Genomic DNA, 13,351 nt, shown 5'->3' on the forward strand with positions numbered 1-13,351 from the left:
GGGCCGACCCGATCCGGGTCGGCCCCCACGCTTTACGCATGGGCCGCTCAGCTCCCGAGCCGCTCCGGTTCCCGTACGCCCGTCCGTGACGCCGGTACGGCACGCGCGCGTACGCGTTCACGCAGTCGCCGTGCGACATTGCGGCCCCACAGGCTGCGCAGGGCCGTGCCGGGGGCGCGGTCGTCCGGGGCGTGCCAGGCCAGCTCGCGCGCCGTGCTCTGCTGCGGGAGGAGCGCGCTCAGCGGGGCGTAGTTCTCCACCAGGAAGGTCCGGCCGGGCAGGGGGCGCGGCGCGGACAGGGGGCGGTGCGTCAGGTCCAGGTGCAGCGCGCGTACGACGTCGAGCTCGGCGCCGTCGGCGAAGAGGCGGAACTGGGCGCCGGGGCGCGGGTTGAAGTCGAGCAGGTGGTACGTGCCCGTCGCGGTGTCCTGGCGGAAATCGAGGTCGAAGACGCCCCGGTAGCCGACCGTCGCCATGAGCCGGGCGGCGAGCGCCTCCAGGGCGGGGTTGGGCACCCACTCGCCGCGCACGGTGATGCCCGCCGCGCGGGGCCAGGCGCGCAGCTTGCGTCCCGTGCCGCCGCCGTGCACGCGCCCGTCGCGGCCCACGTATCCGTGCACGAACCAGTCGTTGCCGCCGCCCGCCGCCACGAAGGCCTGGAGCAGCAGGGGGCTGCCCGCCTCCGCGCCGCGCTCGAACAGGGCCGCGGCCTCGCCGGGGGAGCGGACGACCACCGTGCTGTGCAGGCCCGCGTCGCGCGGCAGGCACCAGGGGCGGCTCCACTTGGCGACCGCCGCCGGGCCGAGGCTGCGGGCGACCGCCGCGGCCCGGCTCGCCGAGTCCGGCAGTTCGGTCCGCGGATGCGGTACTCCGGCGGCCGCGCACAGCTCGGCGAGCGCCGCCTTGTCCGCCACGCTCTCCGCCGTGCCGGGTGCCATCGCGGGCAGCAGGAACCGGTCGCTCAGCTCGGTCCGCAGCGCGCTGACGGCCAGGGAGCCCGCGTCGTCCAGGGGGATGAGGACGGCGGGCCCGCGCAGGGTGGCGGCGACGCGGAGCAGCGCGGCGGCCACCTCGGCCGGGGGCGCGGCGGGTCCGGGCGGTGGGTGCATCCGGTGCAGATAGCGCGAGCGGGCCACAGGGCTGTGCGCGTCGGCGGCGACCAGGTGCACCTCCACTCCCGCACGCCCCAGGGAGCGCACCGCGCCCAGCGTTCCGTGGTGGAAGGAATTCCTGTCGATCCGCAGCAGGACCGCGGGGATGCGTGTATCCAGACGCTGCACTTTCGCCCTTACTGTTCGATCGCCCAAAGGGGCGATCTGTCGGCGCGGAGGATTAGGAGCTCGATTGGCGCAATAAACATAAAAATGACTGAGCGTCAGTAAGCGGAGGCGGAATCGAGGAGCAGGCATGAGGACCCGACACAGTCATCGACGCGGTAAACGCGCGGTCTTTATCGCCGCCGGAGTCATTATGTCGGCCGCACTGGCCGCCGGGCCGGGATACACGGTGGACATCAGGCGTGCCGACGACCCGCCCCCGCCCGCCACGCCGGCGCCGGCTGTTCCGGCGACTCCGGCGACTCCGGCGACCCCCGCGACTCCGGCGACCCCGGCCACTCCCGCCAGCCCCGTGCCCGCGAGTCCCGTCGCTCCCCGGCCACCCGTCGCTCCCGCCGTGCCGTCGCCCGCCGAGCCCGCTGAAGCCGCCGGGGCGAGCACCTTCGGCGCGTACGTCGACTACGGCTCGCGCGGCCCCCGCCGGATCCAGGAGCTCAGCGCATGGCTCGGCGGCGCGGAGCTGCGGGTCGGCCACACGTATCTGCCGGGGGACCGGTGGAGCAACATCGAGGGCGCGCCCGACTTCCTGGAGAGCTGGGCGGACTGGCGCAAGGAGAAGGACGACCGGCTGTTCGTGCTGAACGTGCCGATGCTCGACCGCAACGAGGAGGGCGTCGGCGACTACGCGGTGCGCTCGCTGCTGCGCCGGGGCGCGGCGGGCGAGTTCGACGAGCACTACCGGGTGCTCGCGCGGCGCCTGGTCGACCTCGGGGTGCCGGACACGGTCCTCGTGCTCGGCTGGGAGATGAACGGCATCACGTACACGCACCGGTGTGCTCCCGACCCCGAGTCCTGGAAGGCGTACTGGAAGCGCATCGTCACGGCCATGCGCGCGGTGCCCGGGCAGAAGTTCAGGTTCGACTTCACGCCGAGCCGGGGCCGGGACGCCGTTCCCTGGACCGAGTGCTATCCCGGTGACGACGTCGTCGACATCGTCGGCATGGACTCGTACGACCAGCCGCGGGGCATGGCGTTCGACGAGCAGGTGAGCGAGCCGTACGGGCTCCAGCACCACGTCGAGTTCGCGGCGCAGCACAAGAAGGCCATCTCGTATCCCGAATGGGGCCTGTTCCGCAACGGGGACAACGCGGAGTACATGCGCCGCATGCTGGCCTGGATGGACGACAAGCAGCCGCTCTACAACACCATCACCGACTACTGCCCCCACGGCGTGTGGCAGTGCTCCACCAACCCCCGGTCCTCGCGGGTCTACCGCGAACTCCTCACCGGACGCGGGGACACGCCGCCGAAGCCGACCGAGCCGAAGCCGACCCCGACCGAGTGTTCGCCGCTGGACCTCGGTGACTGGGTCGAGTACTGGCTGGGAGGCAAGCTGTGCCTGCGCTTCGACTGGTGGCGCAGGGACCGCTGAGGCGGGCCGCACAGTCGGTCGCGGTGGCGCGGACCTACTCGGGGGCCGCGTCACCGCGACGCTCACGCCGGGCGTCGAGCAGCCGCTTGCCCCAGCGGCGCCCGGCCGCCGAGGCGGCGGCCGCGGCGAGCAGCGGGGCCGTGCCGGTACGGGCCAGCAGATAGCGGCGGTTGACGACCGGGTCGGGGCGCCAGTGGTGCTTGTAGGGCTCGGTGCCGCGCAACAGGCTGAGCGTGCGGGGCCGTTCGCCCGCCGTGTGACGGGTGCAGGCGTCCAGGAGCATGGTCGCGACGTCCGCCTTGCGCTCCCGCAGCAGCGGATGCGCGCCGTACAGATAGCCCCCGGCCAGGCCGCCGGACAGGAGGGTCAGATCCGCGGCCATCACTTCGCCGTCCAGGTGGAACTCGGTGACGACCGCCTCGCCCGCGGCGACCATGGGCCGCACCGAGCGGATCAGGTGCTCGCGGAAGCGCGGCCGCAGGTGCTCGGTAGTCACCTTCCGTCCTTCCCACTGGAGTTGGTGAAGGCGCAGCAGCGTCTCCAGGGACTCCGGTACGTCCTCCGCCAGGACGACGCGTGACTCCACGCCGAGCTTCGCGAGTTTGCGCAGTTTGGCGCGGGTGCGCTGGGCCCGGGGCGTCGGCAGCCGGGCGAGCAGCTCCTCCATGGGCAGCGGGGGGAGTTCGAGGCACGGCGAATCGTCCACGACGTGGCGGGGCCCGTGCCAGCGCGCGTACACGCGTTCCACGCAGCCACCCGGGCGGACCTCGCGGAAGTCGAGCAGGGCGCCGCGCGCCAGGCCCGCGAGGCCCTCGGTCAGGGCGCGCAGGCCGTCACCGGCGACTGTTTCGTCGAGCAGTACGTCGGTGAAGTCGGAGATGGCGCCGCCCAGCGGGGTGAGCACGGGCAGCGGGCCGCGCGCCCGCATGAGGGGCGCCGCCGCGACCAGCTCCCCGCCGTCCCGGACCAGCAGGACCCGCAGCCGTCCCCGGGTGCCGTACGACTGCCACCAGGAGGACAGCCAGGCGTGGCTCTGGAACGGGGTGGCCGCGTGGCAGGCCCGGTAGAGCCGTCCCCACGGCGCGGCCAGGCCTTCGAACTCCTCCTCCCGTACGCAGAGTTCGACCGTCATCCCGCCGATCGCCGCCGTCACACCGCGTCCCCGGCCAGGACCGGACTCGGTGCGGGCACGGCGGCCGTCCCCGCCCGCGCGGCGGGGCGCCGGGGCCTGACGAGGAGGGCGAGACCGCCGAGGAGGCCGCCCGCGCTGGTGCCGACCAGGGCGCTCACCGGCGTCGACACCGACGAGGGCGCGGTGGGCTTCAGCGCACGAGAGAACGGGAGCAGCTTGATCTGGGTGCTCTTCTTGGTGTGGTTGGCGCTGACCGTGAGGGAGCGGGCCACGGCGTTGGCGGTGAGCGCGGCCTCGCCCGGGTGGGCCGAGGACGCGGTGATGGCGATCATCGGCGCGTCCGGTGAGGTCGCCACGCGCACGCTGTCCTTGAGTCGCGTGGCCGACATGCCCGCCGCGACCTGGGCGTCGCCGAGGACGGCCAGCTGGGTCGCGACCCGCCCGTAGGCCTGCGCGTAGCCGATGGCCGTCGACGGGTCCGCGCGCTCCTGCGGCACGGCGATGACGTAGCTGGTCGCCGCGTACTGCGGGGTGTGCAGGACGCCGTACGCGCCGCCCGCGGTGGCGCCGAGCAGCGCGCAGGCGGGCAGCGGCCACCAGCGGGGCAGCCGGGCCAGACGCGCGCGCACGCCACCGGACCTGGCGGGGAAGGGGTTACGCATCGAAGGTCACCTCCGAGGTCGAGCCGGAGAGAGCCGACTCGTAGACGTTCATCAGCTGCCCGGCGCTGCGGGCGACGCTGTAGTGGTGGGCGGCGGGCGGTGCCGTGCGGGGCGCGGTGCCGCGCGGGCGCAGGGTGTGCAGCGCGCGGGCGAGGGCGTCCGGGTTGCTCGGGCAGGGCATGGCGAGGCCGCGCTCGGCGCAGGGCCGGGCGTCGATGGCCGGGCAGTCGGCGTAGAGCACGGGAAGCCCGCTGGCCAGGCCCTCCAGGAGGGCGAGCCCGAAGGCCTCCTCGGGCGAGGGGGAGGCGAGCGCGTCCATGGCCGACAGCAGGGCCGGCAGGTCGGTGCCGTCCGACGGGGCGGCTTCGGGCTCGTGCCGGGCCTCCCCCGCGAAGCGCACGCGGCCTGTGATCCGCAGCCGCTCGGCGAGCTCCCGCAGCTCGGCCTCCTGCGGTCCCGTGCCGACGAGCACGGCCAGGACGTCCCCCGGGAGCTGGGCGACGGCGCGCAGCAGGACGTCGAAGCGCTTGCCGGGCGTGAGGCGGCCCACTCCTCCGACGACGTAGGCGTCCTCCGGCAGGTCCAGGCGGCGGCGCGTGATCGCACGGGCGGCGGCATCGAAGCGGAAGCGGTCCGCGTCGATGCCGTTCGGAACGACGCTGATGCGTTGCCGAGGCACTCCCCACCGGTGCAGGCGCCGCGCGACGGCGGGTGACACGGCGACGGTGACGCGGCCGAGGCGCTCCCCGGCGAGATACAGGGCGCGTACGCCGCCCGTCAGGGGCCGCCCCTCCATCTGGGACTCGCCCAGCGAGTGCTCGGTGGCGACCACCGCGCGGACACCCGCGAGGCGGGCGGCGATCCGGCCGTACAGACAGGCCCGGTACAGATGGGTGTGGACCACGTCGTAGCGCCCGGCGCGGATCAGCTTGGTGAGCCGGGGCAGGGCGGACAGATCGCGGTTGCCGGACATGCCGAGGTGGGTGACGCGGGTGCCCTCGGCCATGATCTGACGGGCGACGGAGCCGGGGTTGGTGAGCGTGACGACATCGCAGCTGGCGGGCAAGTGCCGCAGCATCAAACGGAGTTGCTGCTCAGCGCCGCCCATGCCGAGACCGGTGATGACGTGCAGGGCCCTCACGGTTTCACCGTCCTGGAGGGCGCGGCAGCCGTGTTCGAGGTGCTGCGAGGGTCGGCCGTCGCGCCCGCCGATGTTTCACGTGAAACACGCGCGGTCGCGTCCCGGGGAACTCGCGCGGTCGCGTCCCGAGGAACCCGTGCGGTCGCGTCCCGAGGAACCCGTGCGGTCGCGTCCCGAGGAACCCGGGTGGCCGCTTCCCGTGCCGGACGGGGGGTCGCCTCCCGTAGCGCACGGGGGTTCGATTCCCCCGGTACATGGAGAGCCGCTTCCCGCGGCGGACGTGGGGCCGCTTCCCGCGATGCCCGCGCGGCTGTTTCACGTGAAACATGCCCGCAGGGCGCACCCGTCGAAGGGCTCGCCGCCGTCGGCGTCGAAGGGCTCCCGGCCGTCGGCAGCGTCCTCCCCCGCGCCTTGTTCAGGCGCTCCTTCAACCACAGTCGTACGCCGATGTCCTGCTGCCCGATGTGGACGCGCGGCAGGGTGAAGTCCCCGGTGAGCGGCCCGGAGTCGATGGCGCAGGCGTAGCGGTACCCGGCCGTGCGGACCGCCTCCCGGACCCGGGCGTCGACGTACCCGTACGGATAGCAGAAGCCGTCCACGGGGGCGCCGATGAGCTGGACGAGGGCGCTGCGGCTGCCCGCGATCTCGTGCTGGAGCTGCTCGTCGTCGGCCTGGGTGAGGTCCACATGGGTCAGGCTGTGCGAGGCGACCTCCATGCCGCTGTCGTGCGCGGCGCGGATGCCCTCGGCGCCCAGGAGGGGCTTGCGCGGGCCCAGCGGGTCCCAGGCGTTGTCGCCGTCGAGGCGGCCGGGCAGGACGAAGAGCGTGGCGGTGCAGCCGTGGCGGTGGAGCAGCGGCAGGGCGTGGTCCAGGAAGTCCTGGTAGCCGTCGTCGAAGGTGAGGCCGACGAGCCCGTCCGCGCGGCCCTCGGCGCGGGCGCGCAGCAGCTCGGCCATGGACACTCCGGTGAGGCCGCGGCGGCGCAGCCGGGCGAGCTGGGCGTCGAGGCGCTCGGGGGTGACGGTGATCCGGTACGGGTCGTCGGGGCAGCGGTCCACGGAGTGGTACATGGCGATCCACGACCGTGTGGAGGCGGTGCGGGGGGTGGGTCTGGTGTCAGCGGTCATGACGCGAAGCCAGCTTTCGTAGGGCGGGGCCGAGGGCGGAGACGGCGGAGACCAGCGGGCCGACGCGCAGGAACCAGGCCACGAGGACGAAGGTCAGGAGCACGGTCGGGCCGCAGGCCAGCAGGGCGGGCACCGGTGCGGTCAGGGAGCGAGCGCACAGCGCGCCCAGGAGCGTGGCGACGGCGGCGGCGATGACCAGCCCGGCGAGCTCCGCGACGACCTTGGGGATGCGGATGGGAACGGTGCGCGGGCCCATGCCGCGCAGCAGCAGCGTGGCGGTGAGGCAGATGCCGATGGCGTTGGCGGCGGCGATCCCGTACACCCCGAAGGTGCCGACGCTCAGTACGCCGAGGCCCGCCGTGGCGACGATGCCGAGGCCCATCGCGGTCACGGGCGCCCAGGTGACGCGGCCCCCCGCGAAGTAGGAGCGGGCGAGGGCGCCGACGAGGGTGTGACCGAGGAGCCCCAGGGAGTACACACGCATGACGGACGCCGTGGCGGCGGTGTCCTCGGGCGTGAACGCGCCACGCTCGAAGAGGAGTTGGATGAGGGGGTGCGCCCCGGCGATCACTGCGGCCGCGCCGAGCAGCACCACGCACCCCGCCATCACGACGTCCCGCTCCACGCGGTCCCGTGCCTTGAGGGTCTGCCCTTCGGCCTGCGCCCGGGCCAGGACGGGGAAGGTGACGGTGCACAGCATCAGGGCCAGGGCCATCGGCATCTGCGCGACCTTCTGCGCGTAGTTCAGATGCGAGATGGCGCCGCCGGGCAGCGACGACGCCAGGAAGCGCTCGATGAGGACTTGCGACTGACGGCACAGCGCGAAGAGCAGCACGGTCCAGATGACCGTGGTCCGCAGCCGGGGCGACGTCGGCTCGGTGAGCGCCCGGGCGGTGCCCGTGCCGGAGCCGTGCCGCAACTGACGCCACAGCGAAGGAACTTGCGCGACCACCATCAGCGCGCCGCCCACCGCGACCCCGGCGGCCGCCGCCCGGACGCCCCACCGCGCGGCGAGCAGGGCGAGCGTGGCGATGATGGCCGCGTTGTAGACGACGTAGATCAGGGCGGGAACGGTGTAGCGCTGGTGGGCGCGCAGGGCGGCGCTGCAGTAACCCGCGAGGCCGAACGAGAAGGCGCAGGTCGCCGTCAGCCTCGTACAATCCACGGCGAGCCGCTGGTCCGGCAGACCGGGCGCCAGGGCCGCCACCACCCAGGGCGCCGCGAGGGCGAGGGCCAGGGCCGCGGCCGCGAAGCACAGGCACATCCGGGGCAGCGAGGCGGCGACGAGGGCCCGCACGGGATCGCGTCCGGTGCCGCGCCCGCGCTGGGCGAGGGCCAGGCTGAACGCCGGTACGAGGAAGAAGGCCAGGCCGTCCTCGATGAGGAGCGTGGCCGCCATCTCCGGCACGGTCCAGGCCACCAGGAAGGCGTCGGTGTCTGCCCCGGCGCCGAAGAAGTGCGCGAGCGCCTGGTCCCGGGCGAGCCCGAGCAGCGACCCGGCGACGGACAGAGCGGCGGTCACCAGCGCGGCCTTGGCGAGGAACCTCCCGCCCCGCGCGGGCGCGGCATCGGCCGAGGCGGACCCGGCTCCAGCGGGAGCCTTCCCCTGGCCGTCGGGGTCGGCAGGAGCCGCCTGCCGACCGTCGGCCCGCTCCCCGGCGGACCCTTCGGGCGGTCGTACGTCGACGGGTGCCTCCCCGGGAGGCGCCGGCGCTCCCGTGTCCCCGCCCCCGGAGGCCGTGATCATGGTGCGGGCACCTCCCGCCGCCGCGTGTGGTCGCCGACCCCCCACCAGGCCGCGACCCCCAGGACGATGGCCGTGAGGACCGTCGAGGGCCCGCCGATGTCGGCGTACAGGAAGTCGACCAGCTGCCAGACGAGGAGGCCACAGGCCAGGAGCGCGCAGTCGAGGCGGTCGCCGTGCGCGGCCGATGGCTGCGCACGAGTGCGGGCCCAGCGCCGGAGTCCGCAGGTCAGGAGGCCCACCCAGCAGCCCGCGAGGGCGCACAGGCCGAGCAGCCCCTGCTCGCTGAGGATCAGCAAGTACATGTTGTGCGGGGACAGGAGCGGCTGACGGGCGAAGCCGTGACCCGCGCCCGCGGTATCGCTGCCGGAGGAGAGCGCGACGGAGGCGTGGCTGTCGCGGTACTCGGGGAAGCTCTTGAGGCCCACGCCGGTGACCGGGCGCTCGCGCCACATGTCGAACGAAGCGGCCCACATCGTGTACCGGTCGGTGACCGACTGGTCGGGTGCGTCGGCGACTTCGGTGATGCTGCCGAGGCGCTGCTGGAGCATCTGCGAGCCCACCCCGAAGCCGCCGACGAGGACCACGGCCGCGGCGGTCGCGGCGAGCAGCACGCGCAGCGCCCGCCGCACCCCGGCCAGCACCAGGACCACGCCGCAGGCGGCGGCCGTGGCGATCCACGCGCCCCGGCTGAAGGACAGGGCGAGCGGAACGAGCAGCAGCGCCGCGCAGGTGACCGCGGCGGCCCGCTGCCGGGGCGCGCCGTCGCGGAAGGCGAGGGCGAGGGCGCAGACCACGCCGAACGACACGACGGTGGCCATCCCCATGACGTCGGTCGGCCCGAACGTCCCGACCGCGCGGATGTCCTCGCCCATGTACGAGGCGCCGGTCCCGGTGACGTACTGGTGCACGCCGAGCGCGCCCTGCCACCCGGCGAGCCCGACGAACGACCAGGCCACCAGGCGTACGTCACGGCCGTCCCGGAGCAGCGCGAGGACGGCGAGCGGCACCAGGACGAAGATCTGGAGGTAGCGGGCGGCCCCGGCGAGCGCGGCGCCGCCGGTCGGTGCGGCGCACGCGGCGGCGGTGACGCCGACCACGGGCAGGCCGAACAGGAGCGCGGCGGTCCGGGTCAGCGGGCGCCGCGCGGAGCGCACGGCGGTCAGGACGCACAGCGCCACGACGAGCCCCGAGGCCACGTCGGCGACCGTGATCTGCGGTCCGTCGCCGGAGGCCCCCGCGGGCACCGGAAGCGCGAGCAGCGCCACGACGGCGACGATCGGCAGCACGGGCGCGGCCCGTCGCACGACGGGCACCAGCGCGGCGAGGTACGGCGGCGCGGAGGCCGATGCGGGCGGCGGCGCCAGCGCGTGGTCAGCGGTGGGCACCCTGGGTCAGCTCCCCGAGTGTCGTACGAGACAGCCGACGGTGCGCAGCAGGATGCACAGGTCCTGCCAGAACGACCAGCTGTCGATGTACGCGTTGTCGAAGCGGCACCGGTCCTCGATGGAGGTGTCCCCGCGCAGGCCGTGGATCTGGGCGAGCCCGGTGATGCCGGTGGGCATGCGGTGGCGGAGCGCGTAGTCGGGGTACTTCTGGCTGAACTGGGCGACGAAGTACGGGCGTTCGGGACGCGGCCCGACCAGGCTCATGTCGCCGCGCAGCACGTTCCACAGCTGCGGCAGCTCGTCGAGGGAGGTGCGGCGCAGGAAGCGGCAGTACGCGCTCATCCGGTGTTCGTCGGCGACGCTCCACCGGGTCGCGGCCTCCTGCGGGTCGGCGGGCCGGTGGGTGCGGAACTTGAGCAGGGTGAACGGTCGGCCGCCCTTGCCCACGCGCTCCTGGCGGAACACGATGCCGGGTCCCTCCAGGCCGCGCAGGAGCGCCGCGCACACCAGCAGGAGCGGCGCGGCGAGCACGAGGAGCGCGGCCGACACCAGCACGTCGAGGGCGCGCTTGCGCAGGCTGGTGCGGAGCGGACCGCCGGGCGGCAGCGGGCGGCACGGGAACCCGGCCACGTGCTGGTGCCCCGCGGGGGACGGCACCGGAGCGAGCTCCCACAGGTCGCAGCCGAGGGCGCGCAGGGCGGGCAGCCAGTGCTCGCGGGAGTCCGTACGGCCGGTGGCGATCAGCACGGTGCGGACGTCGTTCTGGATGGCGGCGCGCTGGAGTTCGTCCAGGGTGGCGAGCACCGGCAGGCCGGGGGCCGTCTCCTGGCCCTGGGCGGCGAGGTCGGCGGGGTCGCAGACGACACCGACCGGGCGCATCCCGCACCGGGGCTGGCGCAGCAGCGCGGTGGCGACCGCGCGGGCGCGGGGGCCGTGGCCGAGGACGAGAACCGGCCGCGGCCCGCGCGCGAGCGCCCCGCGGAACCGTGCGTACACCAGAGCCCGGCCGACCGTGCTCAGCGCGCAGTGGGCCGCGCACGCCGTCACGAGCGGGACGGGCGACAGGGAGGCGAGCGGAGCGAGCGGCGGCAGGACGGGAAGGCCGGACACGGAGGCCGCGCACGTGGCCGTCACGCACCAGGCGACCGCCACGCGCCCGCCGAGCGGGGGCAGTTCGTCGAGCGCGCGGGGCATCCGCGCGGGCCGGTACAGACCGCCGTGGGCGTGCAGCGCGACGACGGCCGTGGTGAGCAGCGCGACCGTGGCGGCCCAGGAGACGAGGGTCCAGGGAGCCGCCGCCACCCAGTCGGCTGCGGACCCCGGCAAGGGTCCGGACCCGGCGGCCTCGGACACGGCGTACGCGCACACTCCGAGTGCCGCCGCGGTCCCGTCGACGGCCAACAGCGGCCAGGCCGCCCGCCGTCGGCGCGCGGGCCGCCAGGGGCCGTGCCCGACGCGCTTGGCCAGCGCCTCCCGGGGCGCCACGACGACGGCCGCGGCCGGGTCCTGCTGGTGCTGTCTCAGCTCCCCTGACGAGGTGACGACGGTTCGTTCCGCACTCACGGGTTGGTGCACTCCCTGTCCTTCGTGGCGGCCGCGTACGTGGGGGGTGCCGTGCCGAGCAGTTCGCGGTAGACCTCCTCGATCGCGCGGGCGGTGTGCCGCACGTCGTGGTGGTCGAGTACGTGGTGGCGCGCCCGCTCCCCGAGCCGGTCGCGCAGCGCCCGGTCCTCGAGGAGGGCGATGAGCGCGCGGGCCAGGGCGTCGGGGTTCTCCGGCGGCACCAGGGCGTGGGGCACGAGGTCGGACGGCAGGCTCTCGCGCGCGCCGTTGACCTCGGTGACCACGACGGTCCTGCCGCACGCCATGGCCTCCAGCGGGGCCAGCGCCATGCCCTCCCAGCGCGACGGCTGGACGACCACGTCGGCTGCGCGGTACCAGGGCGCCGCGTCCGGCACCGCACCGGCGAAGAGCACCGAGCCGTCGGCGCGCGCTCGCAGGGCCTCGGCGTCCGGCCCGTCGCCGACGAGGGCGAGGCGGGCTGCGGGCAGCGCCGCGGTGACGGCCGCCCAGGCCCGGAGCAGCACGTCCTGCCCCTTCTGGCGGCACAGTCGCCCCACGCACACCACCAGCGGCGTCGCGGCGTCGCGGGCCGGGGGCAGCGGCAGTTCGGCCCGGCTCGCCTCCCTGTTCCGGGGCGGGAAGCGGTCGACGGCGATGCCGTTGGGGACGACCCGGGCGGTGCCGCCGACGCCCGCGCGCAGGCCGGTGTGCCGCTCGGCCTCGCTGACGCACACGAGCCGGGCCGTCCAGCGCGCGCCGTGCCTCTCCCAGGCGCGGGCGAGCACGGCCGTCACCCCGCCGACGGCCTCGAACGACCAGGCGTGCGGCTGGAAGACGGTCGGCACGCGCCCGCGCACGGCGAGCCGCACGGCGAGACCCGCCTTGGCGCTGTGGGCGTGCACGAGGTCGGGGCGTACGAGGGACACGACGCGGTCGAGCTCGCGGACCTCGGACCACAGCGAGGGCCCGGGGGAGCGGCTCGCCGCCCAGGCGTGCCCGCGTCCGCCCGCGAGGACGCCTCCGGGGCAGGCGACGTGGACGTCGAGGCCCGCGGCGCGCTGGGCCTCGACGAGGTCCAGGACCACGCGTGCGACGCCGCCGTCCACGGGCTGGCTGACGTGCAGGACACGCGGGGGAGGGAGGACCGACGGCTGCGGCATGCGCGATTCCTCTGGATGGGTGCGAGGCAAGGTGCGTTACCGCCGCGCGTCGACGGCCGCGGTGGCCCGGGCCCGGAGGGAGCCGCGCGGGGCGGAGGGGCGAGGGCCGCCGACAGGGCGAGGGCCGTGGACGGAACGGGCCCCGGCGAGGGGGCAGCGGCCCGGTGCCGCCGTCCGGGTGACCGCCCGGCGGGAGGTGATCGCGGGGGCGGCGGCGCGTACGACCCCCGTGCGGCGCGGCGCGTGATACCTCTTTGCCGACTCACCGTGTTTCGCCCCGCCGCCGGGTGGCGCGGCCGCCGCGTGCCCGGGCACCAGCGGGGACGCGGCGCACGGCAGCGGGACGGCGAGGACGCGACGCGGGCCCGGGGAGTGGCACATGACGGCGTTGGCCTTCCGGAGTGGGAGGAGCGGAGAAACGCTGGAGCACGGAGGCGGGCGTAAAAGGGATTGCGGGGGCGAAGGCGGGGCTAACCGAGTGAATATGCACATTTGTGGCATGAGCACATCTATGGCTGAAATTCCTCAAGAGGAAGCGCAACTGTAGCGGGAGCCAAGAGCCTTCTCCGTGACCCGACCGCGTGTGTCGAAACTGTGAAGCGGGTGGTCAATTCGCTGGCCGGAGAGGGTTCGTGGACGTGAGCCGCCGGTGTGAGTAACACGGCGGGGCAACACGGCGACACGGCTGTCACCGAAATGGCTCGCCCCATCCATCACCCGTCCGG

At 74.8% G+C, this 13,351-nt stretch carries 9 protein-coding genes and 1 pseudogene; 1 reads left to right on the forward strand and 9 read right to left on the reverse strand.

Translation table 11 applies throughout. From position 1 onward, the window contains the following. Positions 1–47: 47 nt before the first annotated feature. On the reverse strand, positions 48–1,280 hold the full coding sequence (locus tag MQV74_RS21315; RefSeq protein ID WP_242719927.1) for a carboxylate--amine ligase: 1,233 nt from the start codon (positions 1,278–1,280) through the stop codon (positions 48–50). 127 nt (positions 1,281–1,407) lie between these two features. On the opposite strand from MQV74_RS21315, the gene MQV74_RS21320 reads away from it, so the two are divergent. Continuing rightward, positions 1,408–2,709 (forward strand): glycoside hydrolase family 26 protein, encoded by a 1,302-nt coding sequence (locus MQV74_RS21320; RefSeq protein WP_242719929.1) that lies wholly within the window; start codon positions 1,408–1,410, stop codon positions 2,707–2,709. A gap of 34 nt (positions 2,710–2,743) precedes the next feature. On the opposite strand, the gene MQV74_RS21325 is transcribed toward MQV74_RS21320, so the two are convergent. From MQV74_RS21325 to MQV74_RS21360, 8 genes and pseudogenes are all read right to left on the reverse strand, one after another. Next, positions 2,744–3,841, reverse strand: coding sequence for a GNAT family N-acetyltransferase (locus tag MQV74_RS21325; RefSeq protein ID WP_242728953.1), 1,098 nt, complete (start codon positions 3,839–3,841; stop codon positions 2,744–2,746). 17 nt (positions 3,842–3,858) lie between these two features. Next, positions 3,859–4,503: a lipopolysaccharide biosynthesis protein gene (locus MQV74_RS21330; protein ID WP_242719931.1), complete on the reverse strand. Its 645-nt coding sequence runs from the start codon at positions 4,501–4,503 to the stop codon at positions 3,859–3,861. After that, the gene (locus MQV74_RS21335) at positions 4,496–5,644 is read right to left on the reverse strand and encodes a glycosyltransferase (protein WP_242719933.1); all 1,149 of its coding nucleotides are present in this window, start codon (positions 5,642–5,644) and stop codon (positions 4,496–4,498) included. The genes MQV74_RS21330 and MQV74_RS21335 overlap by 8 nt, the downstream gene beginning before the upstream one ends. A 398-nt stretch (positions 5,645–6,042) precedes the next feature. Then, positions 6,043–6,771 (reverse strand): annotated as a pseudogene (locus MQV74_RS21340) (polysaccharide deacetylase family protein); the annotation flags it as partial. Further along, positions 6,761–8,518: a murein biosynthesis integral membrane protein MurJ gene (gene murJ / locus MQV74_RS21345; RefSeq protein ID WP_242719935.1), complete on the reverse strand. Its 1,758-nt coding sequence runs from the start codon at positions 8,516–8,518 to the stop codon at positions 6,761–6,763. The pseudogene MQV74_RS21340 and the gene murJ, both read right to left, overlap by 11 nt. After that, the gene (locus MQV74_RS21350; protein WP_374120663.1) at positions 8,515–9,903 is read right to left on the reverse strand and encodes an O-antigen ligase family protein; all 1,389 of its coding nucleotides are present in this window, start codon (positions 9,901–9,903) and stop codon (positions 8,515–8,517) included. Before MQV74_RS21350 ends, murJ begins: the two co-directional genes overlap by 4 nt. Before the next feature lie 6 nt (positions 9,904–9,909). Beyond that, positions 9,910–11,466, reverse strand: coding sequence for a sugar transferase (locus MQV74_RS21355; RefSeq protein WP_242719937.1), 1,557 nt, complete (start codon positions 11,464–11,466; stop codon positions 9,910–9,912). Next, on the reverse strand, positions 11,463–12,626 hold the full coding sequence (locus MQV74_RS21360) for a glycosyltransferase (RefSeq protein WP_242719939.1): 1,164 nt from the start codon (positions 12,624–12,626) through the stop codon (positions 11,463–11,465). Before MQV74_RS21360 ends, MQV74_RS21355 begins: the two co-directional genes overlap by 4 nt. Positions 12,627–13,351: the final 725 nt, after the last annotated feature.

This window comes from Streptomyces sp. AN091965 (assembly GCF_022698285.1).
In the GTDB taxonomy this organism is placed as follows: Bacteria; Actinomycetota; Actinomycetes; order Streptomycetales; family Streptomycetaceae; genus Streptomyces.